This window comes from Streptomyces sp. NPDC079141 (assembly GCF_040686775.1).
Taxonomy (GTDB): Bacteria; Actinomycetota; Actinomycetes; order Streptomycetales; family Streptomycetaceae; genus Streptomyces.
Window position 1 is genome coordinate 1 of the sequence record NZ_JBFBLP010000036.1, and the last position, 20,786, is coordinate 20,786.

The 20,786-nt window shown below is 69.2% G+C and carries 15 protein-coding genes and 4 pseudogenes; 5 read left to right on the top strand and 14 right to left on the bottom strand.

Features of this window, described 5'->3' with window-relative positions; translation table 11 throughout:
- Positions 1-93: 93 nt before the first annotated feature.
- The 7 genes and pseudogenes from AB0Q90_RS41730 to AB0Q90_RS41760 all read right to left on the bottom strand — a co-directional run.
- Positions 94-966: pseudogene (locus tag AB0Q90_RS41730) on the bottom strand (IS110 family transposase); the annotation flags it as partial.
- A 183-nt stretch (positions 967-1,149) separates the two neighbouring features.
- The gene (locus tag AB0Q90_RS41735; RefSeq protein WP_365734486.1) at positions 1,150-1,467 is read right to left on the bottom strand and encodes a hypothetical protein; all 318 of its coding nucleotides are present in this window, start codon (positions 1,465-1,467) and stop codon (positions 1,150-1,152) included.
- Entirely contained in the window at positions 1,389-2,213 is an 825-nt protein-coding gene (locus AB0Q90_RS41740) for a transposase (RefSeq protein ID WP_363165956.1), read from the bottom strand. Before AB0Q90_RS41740 ends, AB0Q90_RS41735 begins: the two co-directional genes overlap by 79 nt.
- Before the next feature lie 510 nt (positions 2,214-2,723).
- Positions 2,724-3,107: a peptidase inhibitor family I36 protein gene (locus AB0Q90_RS41745; protein ID WP_363165955.1), complete on the bottom strand. Its 384-nt coding sequence runs from the start codon at positions 3,105-3,107 to the stop codon at positions 2,724-2,726.
- 88 nt (positions 3,108-3,195) lie between these two features.
- A complete protein-coding gene (locus AB0Q90_RS41750) occupies positions 3,196-3,690 on the bottom strand; it encodes a hypothetical protein (protein ID WP_363165954.1) in 495 nt (164 codons plus the stop codon).
- Entirely contained in the window at positions 3,687-4,064 is a 378-nt protein-coding gene (locus AB0Q90_RS41755) for a hypothetical protein (protein WP_363165953.1), read from the bottom strand. The genes AB0Q90_RS41750 and AB0Q90_RS41755 overlap by 4 nt, the downstream gene beginning before the upstream one ends.
- Positions 4,065-4,385: 321 nt before the next feature.
- Positions 4,386-4,520 carry a hypothetical protein gene (locus AB0Q90_RS41760; protein ID WP_363165952.1) on the bottom strand — a complete coding sequence of 45 codons (135 nt, stop codon included), beginning with the start codon at positions 4,518-4,520 and terminating at the stop codon, positions 4,386-4,388.
- Positions 4,521-5,254: 734 nt separating this feature from the next.
- Between AB0Q90_RS41760 and AB0Q90_RS41765 the strand changes: the two genes are divergently transcribed.
- A complete protein-coding gene (locus tag AB0Q90_RS41765) occupies positions 5,255-6,370 on the top strand; it encodes an NAD(P)-dependent oxidoreductase (protein WP_363165951.1) in 1,116 nt (371 codons plus the stop codon).
- 67 nt (positions 6,371-6,437) lie between these two features.
- Here AB0Q90_RS41765 and AB0Q90_RS41770 read toward each other — a convergent pair.
- Both AB0Q90_RS41770 and AB0Q90_RS41775 read right to left on the bottom strand, forming a co-directional pair.
- Positions 6,438-7,004, bottom strand: a pseudogene (locus tag AB0Q90_RS41770) (transposase).
- A pseudogene (locus tag AB0Q90_RS41775) lies at positions 6,920-7,452 on the bottom strand (winged helix-turn-helix domain-containing protein). The pseudogenes AB0Q90_RS41770 and AB0Q90_RS41775 overlap by 85 nt, the downstream one beginning before the upstream one ends.
- 410 nt (positions 7,453-7,862) lie before the next feature.
- Between AB0Q90_RS41775 and AB0Q90_RS41780 the strand changes: the two are divergent.
- Complete coding sequence (locus AB0Q90_RS41780) at positions 7,863-8,480, top strand: hypothetical protein (protein WP_363165950.1); 618 nt, start codon at positions 7,863-7,865, stop codon at positions 8,478-8,480.
- Positions 8,481-8,876: 396 nt separating this feature from the next.
- Here the strand turns inward: AB0Q90_RS41780 and fusA are convergent, their stop codons facing one another.
- Complete coding sequence (gene fusA, locus AB0Q90_RS41785) at positions 8,877-10,952, bottom strand: elongation factor G (RefSeq protein ID WP_363165949.1); 2,076 nt, start codon at positions 10,950-10,952, stop codon at positions 8,877-8,879.
- A 1,726-nt stretch (positions 10,953-12,678) separates the two neighbouring features.
- On the opposite strand from fusA, the gene AB0Q90_RS41790 reads away from it, so the two are divergent.
- Positions 12,679-14,535, top strand: coding sequence for a protein-arginine deiminase domain-containing protein (locus tag AB0Q90_RS41790; RefSeq protein ID WP_363165948.1), 1,857 nt, complete (start codon positions 12,679-12,681; stop codon positions 14,533-14,535).
- Positions 14,536-14,681: 146 nt separating this feature from the next.
- Here the strand turns inward: AB0Q90_RS41790 and AB0Q90_RS41795 are convergent, their stop codons facing one another.
- The gene (locus AB0Q90_RS41795) at positions 14,682-15,575 is read right to left on the bottom strand and encodes an NAD-dependent protein deacetylase (protein WP_363165947.1); all 894 of its coding nucleotides are present in this window, start codon (positions 15,573-15,575) and stop codon (positions 14,682-14,684) included.
- 585 nt (positions 15,576-16,160) lie between these two features.
- On the opposite strand from AB0Q90_RS41795, the gene AB0Q90_RS41800 reads away from it, so the two are divergent.
- Both AB0Q90_RS41800 and AB0Q90_RS41805 read left to right on the top strand, forming a co-directional pair.
- A complete protein-coding gene (locus AB0Q90_RS41800) occupies positions 16,161-16,595 on the top strand; it encodes a DUF5959 family protein (RefSeq protein WP_363165946.1) in 435 nt (144 codons plus the stop codon).
- Positions 16,596-16,863: 268 nt separating this feature from the next.
- The gene (locus tag AB0Q90_RS41805; RefSeq protein ID WP_363165945.1) at positions 16,864-17,205 is read left to right on the top strand and encodes a DUF5713 family protein; all 342 of its coding nucleotides are present in this window, start codon (positions 16,864-16,866) and stop codon (positions 17,203-17,205) included.
- Between the two features lie 244 nt (positions 17,206-17,449).
- Here AB0Q90_RS41805 and AB0Q90_RS41810 read toward each other — a convergent pair whose 3' ends face one another.
- The 3 genes and pseudogenes from AB0Q90_RS41810 to AB0Q90_RS41820 all read right to left on the bottom strand — a co-directional run bounded on the left by AB0Q90_RS41810 (position 17,450) and on the right by AB0Q90_RS41820 (position 19,749).
- On the bottom strand, positions 17,450-18,352 hold the full coding sequence (locus AB0Q90_RS41810; RefSeq protein ID WP_363165944.1) for a transposase: 903 nt from the start codon (positions 18,350-18,352) through the stop codon (positions 17,450-17,452).
- A gap of 88 nt (positions 18,353-18,440) precedes the next feature.
- Positions 18,441-19,115: pseudogene (locus AB0Q90_RS41815) on the bottom strand (transposase family protein); the annotation flags it as partial.
- 184 nt (positions 19,116-19,299) lie between these two features.
- Entirely contained in the window at positions 19,300-19,749 is a 450-nt protein-coding gene (locus AB0Q90_RS41820) for a hypothetical protein (protein WP_363165943.1), read from the bottom strand.
- Between the last annotated feature and the right edge of the window lie 1,037 nt (positions 19,750-20,786).

The window sequence follows — 20,786 nt, forward strand, 5'->3', positions numbered from 1 at the left end:
TACTCACAACCCACGTACGACACGCCGAAGATCAACCCGATCGAGTGTGTACATGAGCCCGTACCTGCCTCTGTGCATCAGCTTGTACGCGGACATCAGGATGCGGGCTCCGGTCCTGACACCGACTCCCGGCATCGACGTCAGGACCTTCGAAAGAGGGTGGGCGTCCAGGAGTTCCTCGATCCGAGCGGCCAGCAATTTGCGCTGGTCAAGGACGGCCTTCAGTGAGGCGGCCAGGCTCGGGACGATCAGTGCGGCGGCCTCGGTCCCCGGAACGGTGACGGTCTGCTCGTCCAGAGCGGTGAAGATCTCCTCGACCAGACGCTCGGCCATCCTCGGCGCCTTCGGCCGCAGCAGGGTGACCAGCCGCCGCCGTCCGGCCTTGCGTATTTGGGCCGGTGACCCGAACCGCTCCAGCAGCGTCAAGACGGCCGGGTGCTGCAACCGCGGCCCCAGGACCCGTTCCAGCGACGGATGGATCTGGGTCAGCAGGCCGTGCAGCCGGTTCGCGACCCTGGTGGCCTCGCCGGCCAGGTCGTCGTCGAAGCCGACGATCATCTCCAGCTCAGCGATCGTCTCGTCCTCGCCGTCGATCGCCCGCAGCGTGTGGGGCATCGCGCGGGCCGCATCGACGATGATGAACGCGTCCCTGGCGTCGGTCTTGGCCTCGCCCGGGCAGAGGTCGGCGATCCGCCGCATCGCAAGTCCGGGCAGGTAGGCGATTGGGCAGCCCATGTCCCTTGCGGCCGCGAGCGGCAGGGCGCCGATCGAGGCCGGCTGGTCGACCACGACCAGCACTGTTCCGTGCTTGGCCTGGAGTTTCGCGAACAGCTCGCGGAGCTTGGGTTCGGTGTTGGGCAGGCGCTTGTCGAACGCTTTCTTCCCGGCCGGGGTGACAGCGGTGGCGTGGTGTTCGCCTTTGCCGACGTCCAGGCCGAGGAAGACGTCGATGTCGCCGGTGTCGATCACGTGCAGGCCCCTCCATCACGCTTTCGTCCGGCCTTGCCTCGGCACCGAGCTGCCACATCCACGTTACGGAGAACTCTTCCGGCTCGGGTGAAGCTGGTGCTCAAGCCCCTCATCAGCGGTCCGTCGATGCCTCCGGGCCCGGTGACACCCCCCCCGGATCATGAACAACAAGGGGGGAAGTCATGCCGGACCCGAAGGTCGGAGGCCCCATTGTGGAGCCACGAAGACGGTAACGGGGGGCCATCTGGCGCTCGCGACGAACGAGCGGCGAGCATGGGCGCCGGGGCCGCCGCCGACATCGAGGACCTGGGCCGGAGCGCCCGGGGCGCCGTCGAGCGGCTGGCAGCGGGCGAGGAGACGATGGTGCACGGCCGGGGCGGCGGTGACGTGCAGGGTGTAGCCCTGGCCGCGCCGTACGGTCACCCCTTGGTCGAGCGCCGCCCGCTCGGCGGGCTCCAGCTCGGCGGTGCGGAGGAAGTCGGCGACATTGCCCGGCATGTCGAGGGCAACCGGCAGCTCCGGGGCGGGGCGGCCTCCTCGATGGCGGCGTGGTCGGGCATGAGGTCGGCGACGGCAGTGCGGATGGCGCCGCGGCTGACGCCGTGGTCGCGGGCGAGGGCCACGATCGAGCGGCCCTCCAGGTACGCGGTGCGCACGTCGCCGGTCTTGTCGGCCGCCACGGCGGGGCGGCGTCCACCCTTGCTGCCCTTGGCCTCGGCTGCGCGCAGTCCGTCGTAGGTCAGCTCGCGCTGGAGGTCGCGCTGGAGTTCGCCGGCGGCCGCCAGGGTCTGGACCATGAACCTCACGGTGGGCAGCAGCTCACCCGTGCGCGGGTGGCGGGCCGTGAGGTCCATCGCGGAGAACGCGCCGTCGTGGACGGCGGCCTGGCGGTCGGTGACATCGGCGGCTGTCACCCGGATCGCCAGCAGCAGCCCGATCGTGTCGCAGATCAGGTGCCGACGCCGGCCGTTGACGTCTTGCCGCCGTCGTAGCCCCGGCTGCCGGCGCCCACGACCGCGTCGCCCTTGACCGACCTGCGAGTCGATCACCGCGGCACTCGGCTTCGGATCGCGCCCGGCCGCCTCGCGGACCTTCCCGCGCAGCCGGCCGTGGAGCTCGCCGATCAACCCGCCGGCCCACCAGCGCCGGAAGAAGGTGTAGACCCGGTCCCAGGCCGGGAAGTCGACCGGCAGCGCCCGCCACTTGACGCTGTTGTCGACCACGTAGAACACGGCGTCGAGCATGACACGGTGGCAGTAGCCCTCCGGCCGGCCGCCCCGGTACCTCCAGCCAGGCCGGCACCGGCAGCAGCGGACGGATGGCCTGCCACTGTTCATCGGTCATGTCGGTGTCGTGGGCCCGGACCCGGTCGGGGTGGCCGGCTGCGTTCCCGAACCGGTGAGCGAGGCAATCGCACACCGTGCCCGCCGAGTTGAAGTCATCGCTCTCGACCGCGTACAACAAGGACAACAGGGCCTCCCGGGATGTGTTCGTGGTCTCAGCAACTCCGAACTGCACCAGAGGCCCTATGTGTTCATGCACGGCCACAGGGAAGTCACCCGCCCACCGGCCACTTTCGATCAAGCCGTACTCAAGATCGATAGGGCAACGGCTTCTGACATCTGGCCACCACGGAACCGTGGTAACTCCGGTCGGGTTGAACGGCAGGGAACGCCGGCGGTGACTTGATCGCCGGCGTCCACTGCGTCGTACCGGTCAGACCTCGATGCTCCAGGATGACCGCGTGTGGTGTTTCAGCAGCCGATGGCCCACACATGGGCGTCGCCGCGGTCGTTGGCGGTGGCGTTGTAGGCGACCTCGTCGCCGGGGCGGAGGCAGATCGTCGCGTCGCCGCCGGTGGAGGGCCATTGGATGGCTTGCTCGTAGACCTTGACGTGGTCCTTGACACCGGGGCCGGAGATCCCGTGGTTCGCCCAGGAGGAGTCCTCGTCGGCGATCCAGCTCTCCCACCACTCGTCGTCGCCGGAGGCATTCATGCGCTGGCCGCCGTAGTTGGCGTCGGTCCAGACACAGAAGTTGCCGCTGGGGCAGTTCGCGGCCGACGCGGGCGGGGCGGTGGACAAGGCTGCGCCTACGGCGATCAGGGCGGCGGCGGTCAGTGCGGTGCGTTGCTTCATGAGAGGTCCTTACGTTGCGGTCCCTGCGGGGGTGAAATCGTTGTGGGTCGCGGATCGTTCGTCGTGTTCAGCGGACTGTTTGCCGTGGTCACCTGACCGTTCGTCGTGTTTCGGCGGCGAGTAGCGCCCTCGCCTCGGTGAGTGCGCGGGCGCGCAGCTCTCGGTGGGCGGCGCGGTCGCGCGGTGGGGCCTTGGACTTGAGGTTGTTGACGGCGGTGACCGCCTGGAACCAGCGGCGCTGGTCGCCGTAGAGGCGGCGCTCCGCAGCGGCCAGGCAGCCGTCGGTGTGGTGGCTGATGACGTGTCCGCTGGGCAGTTTGAGCGTGAGCTCGGCCCTTCCGGTGCCGAACAGAGCGTCCTCGACACGGCGGGCCTCGGCCGCGTCCGGAGTCGGCTGGCCGGGGCGCGGCGGGGAAAGCCCTCGGCCGGTGAGACAGCGGTCGGTGAGCAGGGCCTGGGCGGCCTTGAGGGTGTCGTCCGGGTTGAGCGAGACGGATGGCTCGCGCGGGGCGCCACAGCCGGTCAGGCCCGTGAGCGCGGCCAGCAGGCAGACGGCGGTGAGCGGACGCCGCGTCCCGCTCATCCCGGCTCGCAGTCGGGGTGAGCGTTGGTGTCAACCGCGTCGAGCTTGTCCCACCACTCCCAGTTCTCCGAGTAGTCACCGCCGTAGAGCGTGCGCTGGAGGCAGGGGCCCTGGCTGGGGAAGTGGAGGGCGAACACGGTCCTGTCGACCTGCGAGCTGAACGACTTGGCGTGCCGGTGCACGCGGTCCTCGGGCACGGCGAACCCGCCCCTGGCGGGGTCGTAGCACCAGCCGCCGCCCGGGCCCGTCTCGCCTGGTTCGGGCCAGAAGCAGACGTGTCCGGGCAGGGCCTGGGCCGGATGCGTGAGCGGGAGCGCGGCGGTCAGGGCAAGCGCTGCCACGACGCTGGAGAAGGCGAGTGCTGTGCGCCGCAATTCGTTCTCCGGATGCGAAGGATGGACGGGGCAGGCGCTATCTTCCATGGCATCGGCGCAGGTACGCGTCGTGACCATCAGGCATCACTCGTAACGGTGAGTAGTCGTACCGCAGGGGTCGCCCGCTTGTTCCGCCGAACCCCGCCCTCCTTGCCACGCGCCCAAGAAGCAAGCCCGCCACGACCGCGTAAACCGCCTCCTGGCGTCTGGTGGCCACGACCCGGTACCCCGAGCTGAGTTCGGGTTCATGCACGCCGCGCGGGCCGAGGCCGGCGCACGCCACCGCTCCCGGGACATCAGCGCCGCCCCCTGGCCCGACGGTCAGCCGAGATGGCGGACGGCGATGCGGGCACCGACGAACTGTCCGGCTGTGGCGGCTTCACGCAGGAGCCGTGTCTTGGCTTTCTGGTTGCTGGCGGGGATTCCGGAGAGGCTGATCTTCCCGACGTACAGCACGCTCCAACCGTACTGCTCGACCCCGGCGATCCACTGGGCGGGGGATCGATCGTGCCGGTGTAGAAGAGCGTCCCGTGGGGCTCCATGACGGTCAGCTGCGCGATGCGGCCCGGTTCGGCGGGGGTGCTGTAGGTGGCCAGCCAGCGGTCCGCGTGCGCGGGGGCCTGGCGCATCCGGCCGACGGGGGGAGAAACCGCGGGTCAGGACGCGGGAGGCGAGGACGTCCAGGAGTTCGGAGCCCGCTCCGGCTCCGGTGTTGAGGAAGATCGGCGCTTCGAGTTCGGCGATCAGGGTGGGCAGGACGGAGCGGCCGTGTTCGACGGTCGCGGCGGTCCCACCCCGCTCGGCCGGGTGGGGCCAGATGAGACCGGAACACCCCCCCAAACGCTCGTATACGCCCCGACGCGATGGAGCCAACTCAAGCCGGAAAATGGGGTCAGCGCAGGGCGTTACTGACTTCGGCTTGTCAGGGTGAGGTTGGGGTGTCGAGGGTCAGGCCGGTGCCGGCTGTGAAGCCGTCGAGAATGACCAGTCCCCCGATCCCGGTGGCGGCCCTGCGGGATTTCTGGGAACCGGTAGAGCGTGTCGACCTGGGCAGATGCCTGCTTGTCACCGCTGCCGGCCATAGGCTCTTGCATGCCAGCAGCGCGCACCGGTTGGCACCATGCCGTGCGGCTCGCCCCGGCTTTCCTCGGCACCAGGAAGTCAGTGGCAGAGCCGGGATGGAGGAACCCATGGCCAGCACGGCAAGCGCATGGCAGAACGTTCCGCTACCAGAGCGTCTGGAGTGGGGCGAGCGCCACATGAAGAAGACCGCGGAGGCAGCTCGTCGCCTCCCGTCCATGGTTGGGACCCGGCTCGCCACCTGCGTCCATATCGACGTCAAGACGGCGGTGTACCTGCACGCTTTCCGCGCCGCAGGTGCCGAAGTGGCGGTGATGCCGGCCGACGTACGGACCACCCGGGCAGACGTGGCCGAGTACATGGCGCACGAGATGGACATCTTCGGCGTAGCAGCGGACGCTCACGCTCACGCCGGGGCGGACTGCGTCGCCTGGGGCCCCACGCACACGCTTGAGATGGGCGGCGACATCACTGCGGCAGCCGTCGCGTCGGACTACCGCGGAATCATCGCGGGGATCGAGGTCACCCGTACGGGCATCAACCGGCTCGGCGGAGTTGATCTCACCCATCCCGTCTTCGATCTCGACCGCGTACCGCTCAAGAACAATATCCACAACCGGTACGCCGTCGGACTCAGTACGTGGCACGCGTTCATGAGCCGCACCAACCTCTCCCTGCACGGCCGGGTCGTGGTCGTGGTGGGATTCGGCGAAGTCGGCTCGGGGCTGGCATCCGCCGCCAGGTCGCTCGGTGCGCGGGTGATCATCGTGGAGCAGGATCCCATCCGCTGTGTGATCGCCACCTACGAGGGATACGAGACCGCGCCGCTGCCCTCCGCGGCCGCGCGGGCCGACGTCCTGGTGACCGCCACCGGACACAGTGGCGTCGTATCGGCGAGGATCATGGAAATGCTGCCCGACGGGGCTTTCCTGCTCAACGCCGGGCACTCGGCCACCGAGGTCGATCTGGAATCGCTCGGGACGGGCACAGCAGTGCTGCCGCACGTCACCAGCCATCGGCCCTACGGCAACGAGATCCTGCTGGTCGCGGGCGGACATATCGTCAATCTGGTCGCGGGCGACGGGGACACGCTCAACTCCTTCGACATCACAGCGGCCCTGATGGTCTCGTCCGTCGGCTGGATGGTCCTCCAGGACACCAACCACGCCCCCGGTATCCATACGCTTCCTAGCGAGGCCTGGCAGGCCTCCGTGCTGGAAGCGTGATGACGCGACCGTGAACGTGCACAGCCGAACGCTCCCCAACTTCACCTGGATATCTGACTTCGGCTTGTCAGGGTGATGTTGGGGTGTCGAGGGTCAGGTCCGATGCCGGCTGTGAAGCCGTCGAGGATGTCGGGCCGGTACTGGAGGCGTTTGAGCCGGTTGCGTACGAGGCCTCGAGTCGGTCGAGGGCGACCACGGCGAGGTTGGCCAGGCTGCGCTTGACGTGTGCCCAGACCCATTCCACGGGGTTGAGGTCGGGCGAGTAGGCAGGGAGCAGGAACACGGTCAGCCAGGCGCGCTCGGCGATCAACTCGCGCATGGCGTGGGAGACGTGAGTGTTCAGGCGGTCCCAGACCAGCACGATCGGCGCTTTGACGAGCTGGTGGACGCCGTCGATCAGTGCGATGAAGTCGCGCTCGCCCAGGCTGCGGCGCCTCCCCTTGCCAGCGGGGTGGGTGCGCAGGCGATGGCACAGCCGGGTGCGGGAGCCGGGCCGCATGGCGATCATCCCGGCCACCGACAACCGTCCCGAGCGCCGGCCGCTGACCCTCACGACAGGGGTGCGGCCGCGCTGGCCCCAGGTGCGTCCTTTGTGCGGACGGCGGGTGAAGCCTGCCTCGTCCTCGAAGCAGATGTAGCCCCCGCAGGCCGCCCGGGCTCTTTTACCTCCGCCCAGGTCGCCTCCTTCCATGCGGTCACGGCCTGCTCGTCGCGCTCGGCGACCCGACGCGCGGGGACCTGCGGGCTGCAGCCGAGCCGGTGCATCAGCCTCGTGGCGCCCGAGACGCTGTAGGAGACGTGGAACTTCCGGCCGATCAGGGTGGCCACCCTCGCCGCGGTCCACACCTGGTCCTCCACCCAGCCGTGCGCGGCCGGGCCCTGCTCCAGATACGCGGACAGCTTCTCCAGGCAGCGCGACGACAAACGGCACTGCGATCCGCTCGTGCCTCGGGAGGCCAGAGCCTGCAACCGCCATCCCGCCACAACTGGTGCCACTGGTAAGCCGACTTCGGGCTCACCCGTAGACGCCGCGCCACTTCCGACGGCTTGGTCCCCTGCTCGAACAGCTCGGCCGCCTGCATCCGCACCGCTTCCCGGCGCAGCCGTCCCGAAGCGGTCAGCCCGCCCCCATCCGCATACCTCACACACCACCACATACAGCCATCACACAAAGCCCATCACGGACTTCGGGAAGGTTCACCCTGACGCGCCGAAATCAGTAAAGCCACAGGACCCCGAGGGCAACGAATTCGACGTTGTCTGAGGGCAGTTGGGACGCTGCTGGTCACGACCCCTCGCTCACGGCTGCGGGCAACACGGTCGCCTTGTAGGGGACGGAGGGCGTGTCGTTGCTCGTGGCCGCTGCCCGGTGTCCTTCAAGTACTTGTAGCTGGTGAGTTCGTCGCGGTCGATGGTCGCGTTCATCTCCTGAGGAAGTCACTGTTCGGCAACGTGAGTCGCGGGGCGGGTGGTGTCTGGGCAGTCTGTCTGGGTGCAGATGACGGAAGGTTTTGCGACGACTGTGGCCTCTGTGTCCTCGGCGATTCTCATCGCCGCGACGTTGGAGGCGGCTGCTGTGAGCAGGGCGGTTCAGGACTGGACGCGTGCGGCGTTCGACAGCTTCAGGGGTATGAGGGTGGAGCTGGCGGGCACGACGCCGTCGGAGCGTCGGGTGGCTGTGCAGGCGTTCAAGGTGGAGAGATTGCCGATGTACGGCGTGGGGGCCGCGAAGTCGCTGGTGTTCCTGGTGTCTGGCCTCGTGTGGGGTTTGATCATGGTCGCGCAGGCGGCGGCGATCGTCTTCTGCCTGCTCTGGTTGGCGGATCCCACGGAGCCGAAGGAGGCTGAGGCCGCCGGGGCTCTGGCCGTCGTTGTGGCTGCTGGCGCGCTCGTCGTTGCTGTGGTGCCTATCTGCCGGGTGTTGTATTCGCCCCTTGGGCCTCTGGCAGAACGGTGGCTGGAGTTGAAACTCCAGGAGGTGGCTCTTCAGGACTCCGAAGAGAGTGCGGGTGAGGGCCGGTCCGATGGGTTGGAGCCGGGTCAACTGCCGGGCCCGCACGCACGCGACGAAGCCTCAGCCGGGGATGCCGGGGCTGGGGCTTTGTCGTGAGCCAGTGGTGCCGTTTGAGAGCACGGTTGTTCAGCGAGGTCGTGACGCTCGTCTGACCTGTGGTCAAGCGGCGTGGTGTGTGCGGCGTTCGGCGGCGAGGGCGGCGGCGTCGGGGACGGTGTACAGGGTTGGCGGGTGTGCCGCCAGATCGCTTCAGGCGGGCTGGCCGGCTGGACGGGCTTGCGGACGCCTTCGTGGGTGATGCCGGGTTGCTGGGCGGTGTGGTGTGCGGTGAGGTGGCCGGGCCGGATCATCTGCGACTCCATGGGCACATGTGTCTCGGGGGAGGTGGCCGCACGGGTCCCAGGGCGAGGCGAGCGGGGTGCCGTTGGCGCAGCCACTGGGATGAGTCGGCCCCGCACTCCCTGGAGTGCGGGGCCCACTCATCGGCGGGGGCTACCGTCGCGTCGCCTCCGCCGTCAGGCCCTGCGGAGCCTCCGCGTAGCCGGCCGGGCGGGTGGTGAACGTGCCCCGGCCCTGGGTGCGTCCGCGCAGGCGGGAGGCGTATCCGAACAGTTCGGCCAGCGGCACCGTGGCGGTCACCACCGCCGTACCGCCGCGCGTCGCCGACGCCGATACCCGTCCGCGGCGCGCCGCCAGATCGCCCAGGACCGCCCCGAGACAGTCCTCCGGCACGGTCACCGTCACCTCGGCGACCGGCTCCAGCAGCCGCAGTACGCAGGCCTGCAGGGCTTGGCGCAGTCCGAGGCGGCCGGCGGCGCGGAACGCGAGCTCCGAGGAGTCCTTGGCGTGCGTGGCTCCGTCGGTGAGCGTGACCCGTACGCCGGTCACCGGGTGACCGCCCAGCGGACCCTCGGTCAGCGCGTCCCGGCAGCCGGCCTCGACCGCGCGGACGAACTCCCGCGGGATGCGGCCGCCGACCACCGTCGAACAAAACGCGAAGCCGGCCTCGCCGTCGGATGCGTCCAGCGGCTCGACGTCCAGCACCACATGGGCGAACTGCCCGGCGCCGCCGTCCTGCTTGACGTGCCGGTACACCAGCCCGGTCACCCCGCGGACCACGGTCTCCCGGTACGACACCTGCGGGCGGCCGGCCGAGACGTCCAGGCCGCGGTCGCGGCGGAGTTTCTCCACCGCCACCTCCAGGTGCAGCTCGCCCAGGCCCGACAGCAGCATCTGGCCGGTCTCCGGATCGCTGCGCACCACCAGCGACGGATCCTCCTCTGCCAGCCGGGCCAGTGCCGAGGCCAGCCGGTCGGTGTCCTGGCCGAGCCGTGCCTCGACGGCCACGGACACCACGGGGTCGGCCGTGGCGGGCGGTTCCAGCACGAGTGGCGCCGAGGGGGCGCACAACGTCGTACCGGCACGCGTGGACTTCGGACCGATCACGGCGACGATGTCCCCGGCCACGGCCAGGTCCGTCTCGGTGTGCCGGTCGGCCTGCACCCGCAGGATCCGGCCGACCCGTTCGGTGCGCCGCACGCCCATGTCCAGCACCGTTTCCCCCTTTCGCAGTACGCCCGAATAGATCCGCAGGTACGTCATCCGGCCGGTGGGCGCCGCGTGCACCTTGAAAGCCAGCGCGGCCAGGGGCGCCGTGGGATCGGCGGCACGCTCCTGCTCGGTTCCGTCGATCGTGCCGCGCACGGCGGGCACGTCCGCCGGCGACGGCAGATACGCCACCACTGCCTGAAGCAACGGCTCGATACCGCGGTTGCGGTACGCCGAACCGCACAGCACCACCACCGCCTCACCCGAGCCGGTCACCTCGCGCAGTGCCAGGCGCAGTGTCGTCTGCGAGACCGCGCCGTGGGCGCAGTACTCCTCCAGCGCCCGCGGGTGCAGTTCGGCGACGGCCTCGTCCAGCGCCCGGCGGCGCCGCAGCGCCTCGGCGCGCAAGTCCTCGGGCACCGGGCGTTCCTCGTACGCGCCGGTGTCGCCGGGCCACACCACGGCCCGCATCCGGACCAGGTCGACGACGCCCTCGAACCCCTCCTCGCGGCCGATCGGCAGCTGCACCACCAGCGGCGTGGCGCCCAGCCGTTCCCGGATCGACGCGACGGCCGTGTCCAGGTCGGCGCCCGCGCGGTCCATCTTGTTCACGAACGCCAGGCGCGCAACCCCGTGCCGGTCGGCCTCCCGCCACACCGCCTCGCTCTGCGGTTCGACGCCGGCGACGGCGTCGAACACCGCCACCGCGCCGTCCAGGACGCGCAGCGAGCGTGTCACCTCGTCGGCGAAGTCCACGTGTCCCGGGGTGTCGATGAGGTTGATCCGGTGGCCGTCCCAGTCGCAGCTGACCGCCGCCGCGAAGATGGTGATGCCCCGGTCGCGTTCCTGGGAGTCGAAGTCGGTGACGGTGGTGCCCTCATGCACCTCGCCCCGCTTGTGAACGGCGCCGGTCAGGAACAGGATCCGCTCCGTCACGGTGGTCTTGCCGGCGTCCACGTGGGCGAGGATGCCAAGGTTGCGGACGGCTTGGAGCGCGCGGAGTGTGAGGTCGGTACGCACGGCCTTGAGGCCCTTCTTCGTGTGTCGTGAGTGGTGAAGAGGCAGCGCGATGGACGGACGAAGCCCGAGGAATGCGCCCTGCGGCCCTCCGCGACGGGCCACGAGGGCCGGGCGGCGGCGGGGCAGGGCTCAGCGACGGTCTTCGACCGGGATCTCCAGTGCCGGCCGCGCGGCGGGCACCGGGCTCACGAAGACACGAGGATCACGTCGAACCGCGCCCAGGGGGCGACGACAGCGATGGCGGTACTGGCGGTACGCACTGCCGGCCTCCCCTCGGATCTGAACTCGGAACACGCAGGACGCACCGGCCACTTCGGGCCGGACGCGTACCGAGAGTGTAGGGATGGGGGCGGGTGCGGGCGCGGCATTTTTTTAGCGATGGAGCCCTGCACCACCACCGTTCCTGGGCCCCTGGGTGGGGCTGGGGGCGGGAGGGCCCGGTACGGCGTCGTGACGGTCGTCCGGTTGCGTGACACGTGAGGTGGCCGAGTGGTTCGGATGCTGGCTCAGGGGGTGCGGGTGTTTCCCTGGGGGCTGGTGTGGCGGGGGTGGTGGGGGTGGCTGTCGGTGTACACGCGGCCGGGCTCAGTCGGGTGCGGGTGAACGTACCGGGCGCCGGATTCCCGCTCGGGCAGGGAGTCCTGAGGGCGCGCCAGTGGTCTGCGTCACGGGGATCCGCCAGCCGGCTGATCAGGTGTTCGGCGCCGGCTCGGAAGGCTTCGGTCAGCGGGGTCTCTTCGCCGGCCGTGAGCCTGAGGGCATCGGCGTCATGGGTGGCGTGATCGGTGGCGCACCAGCAGGCCACGTTCACTGCGGCGTCGACCGCGAGTCGGCCCTGGCCTGTCCACACGACGTGAAGCTGAAATTCCAGCTGGTCGCCCCTGCCGGCGTGCTCGATGACGTCCCGTGCGAGGACGATCGGCGTGCCCGGCAGCTTGCTTGGGCAGGTGGCGTGCTCCGGGAACCACTCCCATGTCGCTGTGCCGCGACCGGCGCTTGCCGTGTCGACGGTGCGGGCCGTCTGAGTCAGGCACCCGGCCTCTGCTGGGGTCAGGTGTGGGAAGAGTGTGGTCAGGGGGACGTCGTCGAAGCTGCCTCGCATAGGTCGATGATCCGTGTCACGGGCTCATACGGCGAGCTCCTTTTTGTTGTGGCTGCTGTGCGCTGTGCTGTTCGGTTCGGCGCGGTGCTCCTGCGCGAGGGCGGCGGCGTCCGCGGCGGGCCGGACCCGCAGTTGGGCGCGCTGAGGGATTCCTTGTTGCAGTGTGGCGTGCTCGGGGTTTCGCGGTCTCCTCCCGCAGTTCCATGACCTTTCACGCCCCTCATGCGGGCCGGAGGTGCCCGACTGCCCGGTTCCTGAAGGTCACTCGCGTGCAAGTAGGCGCCCGCATACGGCAGTTGACTGTCCCGTTGACGGCCCCGAGCACGCCCGGGTGGCGGACCCGCGGAAAGGCCGCGCCCCTTCCGAAGGCCACTGCCCTCTGTGCCCTTCTCCCGCTCGGCGGTGGCGGTTTCACGGCACGCTTGTCCTTTTCGCCGCGAATTCGGCGTCTTTCCCCGGTCGGCTTTCGTGCTGTCGGGGATGTTTTCGTGCCGCACAGCCAACGCGCAGCGCTCGTTGTGCCTCCTCTCCTTCAGCGGCAGATGACCGCACGCAAGGAAAGGACGCGATGTGCGTACGAGACATGCTGCACGGGTGGTACTGGCCCTGACCGCGACAGGAGCGGTGCTTGCGCCCCCGGCGTCCGCGTACGCCGAGGAGCTGCCGCGTGTCGATCTGAGGGCCGACGTCAACCGCGACGGACAGGTCGACCTCACCGGCGCCACCGACACGGCCGGGGAGAACACCTGGTCCGTCGGACGGGGCGCGGTGTTCCTGCCCAACATCGACGACGACAGTAAGCGGTGCCCGGTGGCCGGACCGGACGGCAGCCCGCTCTCCGACGCCAAGCTGACCGGCTGCAACGACGCCTCGGACAAGAAGGTCAACGGCCGTGCCGACGCAGCCGACCTGGCCCGGGTGCGCTCCGTGCCGTTGCCGAACCTGCCCTCCGATGCCAAGGGCAGCATCAAGGTCACGGCCGGGGCCGCGCACAGCAGAGTCTTCCTCAGGCGCGACGGCGCCTGGATGCCCGTCACCTCGCAGACCCGGCTGACGCGGGCCGAGCTGCGGGCGGGCGTCGAGTTCGGTGTCGAAGGCAAGGACGTGATCCGCGACAGCACGCAGTGGGACGGACGCGTGGCGATCCGGCTGAAGGTCACGTCCTCGTCCGGCACCACTGCGGACACCGTCACGCTGCGCGCCGCCCCGCTGCTGACCCACCATGCCCTGCAGAACACCCAGCAGCTGATGGTCACCAAGATCGGCGGCAACGATGCGTGGGCCAAGCGACAGCGCGCGTTCGTCAGGAAGCTGGAGAAGGAGAGCCGGGCGGCAGGCATCACCAAGCCGCTGGTGACCTTCGAGAAGTACGGTGACATCTGGGCCCAGGACTTCGTCGAGCCGGCCTACCTGGCCATGACGGGTCCGGACGGACGGCAGCGGACGCTGCGCCTGATGCTGCGCTCCGCCCAGGACCGGGAGGCCGGCCGCGAGCTGTACGAGAAGCTGCGCGGCCCGGACATCGGCGTCGTGCAGGCCAAGGGCCGGGACATGCAGGGCTGGGAGAGTCTGAACTCCTACGGCAACCTGGAGACGATCCCTCCCCACACTCTGGGCGGCCGTTCGTTCACGGCCGGCCGGATCATCATGGGCGAACGCAAGGACGGCAGCGGCGTGCGCCCTTCGAAGGAGATACGCACCCTGCTGAAGTCCCAGGGGCTCCAGGACCCGCTCCTGCTGGACACCTCATGGCTGCACGTGGGGCACGTCGACGAGTTCGTGCAGTTCCTCCCCGCCGACACCCCGCGCGGCTGGCGGATCGGCATCGCCGACCCCGAGGCCGGGCTCCAACTGCTGCGCGACGCGCAGCGCGAGGGCCACGGCGCGAAGAAGATGTTCTCCGTCCCCGGCTTCGACGGCCTGCTTCCTCCCACCGAGACCATCGACCAGGCCCTCGCCTCCCGGCACCTGGTGGCGGACAACGAGATGGCGGCCCGGAAGATCGCGGCCAACCTGGAGATCCTCAAGCGGGAGACGGGCGCCACGGACGAGGAGATCGTCCACGTGCCCGCCCTGTACACGCGCGGCATCGTGGGGGACAGCGAGGACCTTCGCGTGCCGCTGCTGCGCCGCCTCGGCGGCGGCACCGCCCCGGAGGCCGCCCGCACCTACGGCCAGCAGCAGCTCACCGGGCGCGCCCCCTCGGCCGCGCCGGCGCCGGCCGTCAGCACCAGCGCCTATGTGCCGGGCGCCGTCAACGGCATCCTGCTGACGCGGGAGCGCTACCTCGCCCCGCGCCAGTGGGGCCCGGTCATCGGCGGCAAGGACATCTTCACCGAGGCGGTTACGGCCGCGTACACGCGGGCGGGCATGAAGGTCTCCTACGTCGACGACTGGTACACGTACCACCTCGGCATGGGTGAGATCCACTGCGGCACCAACACCCTGCGTGACGCGTCCGCCGCCTGGTGGAAGCCGTAGCCACAAGACCGGCAACGGGACCGCCCTTGCCCGGGTCCACGACCCGGGCAGGCTGAGGGCAGGCGGTGACCCTCGACGAGGGTCACCGCAGGGCAGGACGCACCGGCCTGCGGGCCGCTGCCCCTGCCGTGTGCCTGCTGCGCAGGTCAGTGGCTTTCGTCGATGTGGAGGTTGAGGTGGCCGGCCGCGCTGGTCAGGGCTGCTCCCAGGGGGAGTGCGAGGCGGGTGAGGGCGTGTTGGTCGCCCCGGGTGGGGTCCTGGTTGATGATGAGGACCGGTGTGGCGTTCTGGGCTGCCTGGCGGACGAACCGGAGCCCGGACATCACGGTGAGCGAGGAGCCCAGGACGAGCAGGGTTGTTGCTTCGCGGACGAGCTGGCGGCATTGCTCGACCCGTGGTGGGGGGACGGTTTCACCGAAGAAGACGACGTCCGGTTTGAGGATGCCGCCGCAGGTCGTGCAGGGCATCACGCGGAAGTCTGCGGCCTGTGCGTCGGTGAGGTCGGCGTCGCCGTCGGGGTTGATGCCTGCCGCGACCGGCTCGAAGCCCGTATTGGCCTCCTCCAGGCGTATCGCGAGGTCACGGCGTGAGCTGACGGTGCGGCAGGACAGGCAGACGACGCGTTCCAGGCTGCCGTGCAGTTCGGTGACGTTCGTGCTGCCGGCGGCCTGGTGCAGGCCGTCGACGTTTTGGGTGATCACTCCTGAGAGCAGTCCGTGCCGCTCGAACGCGGCCACGGCGCGGTGTCCGGCGTTGGGGCGGGCGCGGGAGAAGGTGCGCCGGCCGAGGTGGCTGCGTGCCCAATACCGGCGGCGGGCCTGGGCGCTGGCGGTGAAGTCCTGGTAGGTCATCGGCGTGTGCCGGCCAAGGCTGCCGCCTTCGCCCCGGTAGTCGGGGATGCCCGACTCCGTGGAGATGCCCGCTCCGCTGAGGACCAGCACACCGCCGTTGCTCAGGGCCTCGATGACCGGGGCCAGGTCCGTGGTGCCGGGCGGCAGGTCCTGGGCCGGAGTCCAGCTCAGGGTGGGGCGCATGCGCATGCCGCCAGGGTACGGAATCCGTGGGCGCGCAGCGCTTGTACGGGCTCGGCGCGGGTGGCGGCTGTTCGATGCCCGGTCGTGCTGCCGGCCGGTGGTGCCGCGGGCCCGGGGGACGGGTTCCGCCGTCGTCCGTGCGCACCGGCCGTGCCGGCGGGGCCGGTCGGTGGGGGCACCGGCCGGCGGGCCTGAAGGGCGTGCCCTTGCACGGGCCCCGCGGCGTGGCCATCAAGGTCCGCCTTGCCGCGGACCGTCGCTGCCGCCCGCCACCGGCGTTCGTCGTCACGCCCGGCCGGGCCGCCGGCACACCGGCGTTCACCGAGGCCAGGGCCTGCCTGCGGGTGTCACGGCCCACCGGGTGTCCCAGGACCGCGCCGGATGCGGTCCTGGCCGGCAGGGCCTGCTCCTGCCGTACGATCCGGCCCCCCTTTTTTTGCGCCGGTGCGGGATCCGGGCTGTGATCCGTCGGCCGCCGCTGTCGTCCTTCGTCTGGTTGGTCTGCGCCGGTATCTGCTGCGGACGCCTGAAGAAGCACCGGTCTGATCGTGTTATGGGATCATGAGGTCCGGCGTCGGCAGGGGCGGGGTGGTGGAGGAGAGCGAGCCGTTTGCGTTGCTGTCGATCACCGGCAGGCACGGCGGAAGTGTCGTGGTCCGGTTGGACGACTCCTACGCCGCAGGCATTCCGGACGTCAGGGGACAGATCCTGGTCCACAACGATTTCGTGGCCGGCGTCCACGACACCTGGGTGGAACCGGATGACCTGGCCGGCTGGGCGCGCGTACTGGACGAGGTTGCCGCGGGACGCGACGCCGTCTGGCGCGAAGGTGCCCGGGTCGCCGAGATCGGCATCCGCCTGGACTGGCGCGAGGACGACCACGATCGGATCACGGTCACCATCGACGACCAGCAGACCACAAGGCTGTCCGTCGCGCTGGAGATGGATCGCGGCTGGATCGGTGAACAGCGTGCCCTGCTCGGCCGGCTCCGCGCTGCCTGGGCGCGCCTCATCCCCGAGGAATGAGGTGCCCTGAACAGTTGTCCCGTCGAAAAGCGGCGGCGCCGGATCCGCGCGGCGGCGATACCGACGAAGTCCCCGGGAAGGTGAGAAGTGAGACCGGCTGGCAGGTGAGTTCTGACTCCAGTGACACGGTGGTGGTGCAAGTGTCCGAGTGCTAGGGCCTGTTGTGGAAGTCCTGGTCGCGCGGGGTCTGGCATCGATGGGGGGCGTCGTTGTCAGTGGTGCTGTGCATGATCGGCGCGTCAGCTTTTCGCGGAGGCAGGGAAGCACCATGCCGATCACAAACCAGCAGGTAGCGGGACACGCGTTCCTGCAGCAGATGTACGACGACTCGTACTTCCCTGATCACGTGGTCGATCAGGGGAAGGCGATCCTGCTGCGGCTGTGCGAACGCGTGGAGGTCGAGCAGCCGTCGGATCTGGAGACCTTGTATGCGTTCACCCAGGCTGCGACGGAGGAGTTCAACCTGCTGGACAGGGAGTTCGTGGCGGCCGGGAGCGGGATCGAGACGGTTGCGCGTGAGTGGATCTGTGACGAGTTTTGCTTCATCGCGTCGGCATACGGGTTCATGGACGCGGATGCGGAGGAGCTGACCTCCGGCCGGGATTGGTGAACGAGGACGGGAAGGCCGCCTTCGGTCAAAGCCATTCGTTGAGAGCTGCGATCAGCACGGTCGCCTCGTAGCGGACGACGGCAGTCGTATCGCGTGGGTGCGCCACGAGGCGCCATGGAATCGAGTGAGGTGAGAGACCTTCACCGCCAGGTTGTCGCAGCAATCTGGCTGAAGCTGGGGGCAGTTTGGCTCGGGCGGTTTGAGCGGGGGTCTGGCAGCGATCACGGGGAGCCGTCACGGTCGGTCACTGAAGCAGGATCATCTTCCTGAGCAAATCGAACTCAGCGCGACCAAATAGCTGCCTTTTGATCTTTTTAATGCGATTCACGGCGCCTTCCGTGCCGTCGGAGCTCCAGCACAGGGTGAGCCCGGCGGTGACGGCGTCGAGGTCGCTGGTGAGGCCGCGGGCGAAGCCGGTCAGACCGGGCAAGTCCGCCGCGAGGGCCTCATCGATCCACGCGGGCAGCAGCACACCGGTCTGCTGGGTGAGCATGTCGCCGAAATCCCGGACGAGTTGATGGGCTCTGGCCAGTTCCGGACAGGTATCCAGGACCGTCTTGAGCTGCTGGTGTTCGTCCTCGTCGAGGCTGGAGGGGCGGCGGGTGAGCCATCCGGTTACCTTCCGGACGCTGGGCGGCGCCGGGGGACGGGCCCGGGCGGTGGGCCACTCCAGCCGGCTGCGCGCCCAGTCGCGGAGGCTCGTGTAGGGCACCGGCCGCCCCTGGGCGGCGAGTTCCGCGCACAGTTCCTTGACGGTGATGGCACCGTCGGTCTCGTCGATGCGTCGTTGCAGAGCAGCGCGGTGGACATCGAGGCGGCTGGTGCGGGCGTGGCGGCCGGTGACGGCGTCCTGCCAGCGGACCGCACGGGCGTACCGCCGGACCGTATGGCGGCCCCACCCCAGGTGCCGGGTGATCGCACGCAGGCCCATTCCTTCCCCCAACATGCCATGGACCAGGGCGTGATGCGCGCGAGCGCGCTCGGCCAGGCGTCCGGTCGGCGTGGTGTCCGAGTCTGTCGGCGATGGAGCGCCGGCGTCCTCCTGCGCGGTAGTCTCGCGCGTCGGCGTCGGAGTGATGGCACTCATCAGCCGGTCGCGGTGGGCCGTGACGCACTTCTCGACGGCCTGGCCGAGGTTCTGCCACAAATGGAACCGGTCGGCGACCTGCTGGGCGTGCGGGGCACCCGGCCCGGGCGGCCTCGGCATACGCCCCCGAGCGGTCGCGGCAGATCACTTCGATGCCTGGATGATCGGTCAGCCATCTCGTGAGCGGTCTGGCGTCGCGGCCGGGCAACACGTCAATGACCTGGTGTGTCTCGCCATTTGTGATCACTGTGCTGTAGGAGTGGCCGCGTTTGGTGGCGAAGTCGTCGACACCGAGAACGCGCGGGGTGTCGTAGAGCGGGTCGGGCATCGCCCGGACCCGGTCCAGCAGTCCCATCCGCCCCGCCGCCAGCCCGAGGGCGGTAGCCATCCGGGCCCCGGCGCGGCCCGCAAGCGCGAGCGCGATCCGGTCCAGCAGTCCTCCGAGCCGATCCGTGCACCGGGCGTACGGGCTGGTCAGCCCCGGGATCTGCTCGGCGAACGTGCGGCGGGAACAGGACGGCTCGGCGCACACGAAGCGTCGCACGGACAACAGGATCCGCACCCCGCGCCCGGCCAGCGGAAGGTCCTGCAGCCGTCGCTCGTACCGGTCGTGCACGCGCACCGACACCCGGCCGCAGGACGGACATATGCCTTCACCGCTCCGCCCGGTCAGTCGCACCACCAGACCGCACACGCCATGCAGTGCGGCGGTGACCAGCACCTCGAAGCCCTCGAACAGCACGTCCTGCCAGGAGATTTCATCGTGGCCCATGCCCTGGACGTCGACTCCGGCGGGAGGATTCAGCCGACACCAACAGAACATGACGGAGCGTCAGAAACGCCGATTTCCGTCAAGGCGTACCCCGGCTCACGGATCCGATTCGAACAACCCCTTCACCGACCGTGACGGCTCCCCGTGATCGCTGCCAGACCCGTTTCAGGCTGTGGCACAGATCTTGGGGAGCGGTCGCGGAGCGTCACTGGGCAGGCCAATCCGCAGCTTTTGATCACACGTATTCTTGGTAGACCCTGATTTCCTTGGTATGGAAGTGACGGACGGTCGTCCAGAATTCCTGGCGGCCAAGACCGTCGGCCCAGAGGTCGAGTTCGTCGCCCGTGTCGTGGAAGAACCAGGATTCGAAGTGCCCCAGGGCCCGAAGTTGACGGGCGGGCTCGAATCGAAGCTCGCAGTGGAGCTGGATGTAATGATCATGCTCGCCGGAAGCGTCGTTGATCTCGAACTGCCGGGCAAGGTCCAACGTGAAGACGGGTGGCCCCTTGAAGGCGTAAGTCCCGTACTGGAAGAGAAGGCCATCTGCATCGGGCGTGTCCGCGGTGTCGAAGCGTTGGGAGCCGAAGCGCACGAACCCGAGCCACACCTCGCCCAAGTCCAGCTCGGCGAGGGGCCGCTGTTCACGGCACAACTCATGTTGAAGTCGCTCCTCGGCCTGGTCCATGGGCAGTCTCTTCGACATCGCTGTCCTTTGCGGTCCTGACGGAACCTGTCGCCTCGCGGCGATCTTCTCAGCCCGCCACACTCGCTGACGTGATCAGGGGTGGCTGCAGATTCTGGGGCAAGACGCTGCTGGAGCAGGATCATCTTGCGGAGCAATTCGAATCCGGCACGGCCGTAGAGCTGCCTCTTGATCTTCTTCATGCGGTTCACGGCGCCCTCCGTGCCGCCGGAGCGACCGAGCGATCCTTCTGGCCGAGGGACAGCCTTCTGACACCGCTGGGCCAATGGGGTGGAACCCCGTTGCGCTGAGGGTTGCACTGGAGGTCGCGCCATGGCGTTGCGCTAGAGGTTGCGCGGCCCGATGGCCGGCCTCCACGGAACCGCAGGTCACAGCAACAATCAGGCCTGGTATGCCTGCTGACATCCCCTCTGCGGCCGATGCTCCCTGCCCAGGTAGAGAAGAGAAGGGATGAGGGCGGGCGTGGTCGGCGCGGCGGCATCGGGGATCGGGGCGGTCGGGGATCTGTTGCGCGTCGGCTGCGCCGCCGCGCTGGCTGGTATGGGAAGGGAAGGCTGACAGCCGTGTGAAGGCTCCAGCTGTGGTGTGTGGGGGAGCGGTGCGGGAGACGGCATCTAGCGTGGGGCGCTGTCGTCCCACAGGATGTGGCGGGCACACTTTCGACTCTATCGGGAATATGAATAGTGGAATTGACGAGCAGTCAGTTCCAAAATGTCAGGACCGGATAATTCAAGAATTCGAACCAGCGGTTGGGGGATACTCTGAATGCCTGTCAGTTCCCTTTGGAAACCCTGCTTCAGGATAGAGATGGGTATGAAAATTGATGCGGTGTCAGAACCCGACGGGCGTAGCCCTTTAGGTGCGTTTTTCAGGAATTCGCGGAGCGAATTCCTGGGACGGATTGCGGAGCAATCCGTCCGATCGTCACGGAGTGACGATCCATCAACTTTCTTGCGGAGCAAGGAAGTTGGACCGCCGCGTAGCGGCGGCGCGTCGTGTCTGCGGAGCAGACCGCGCGC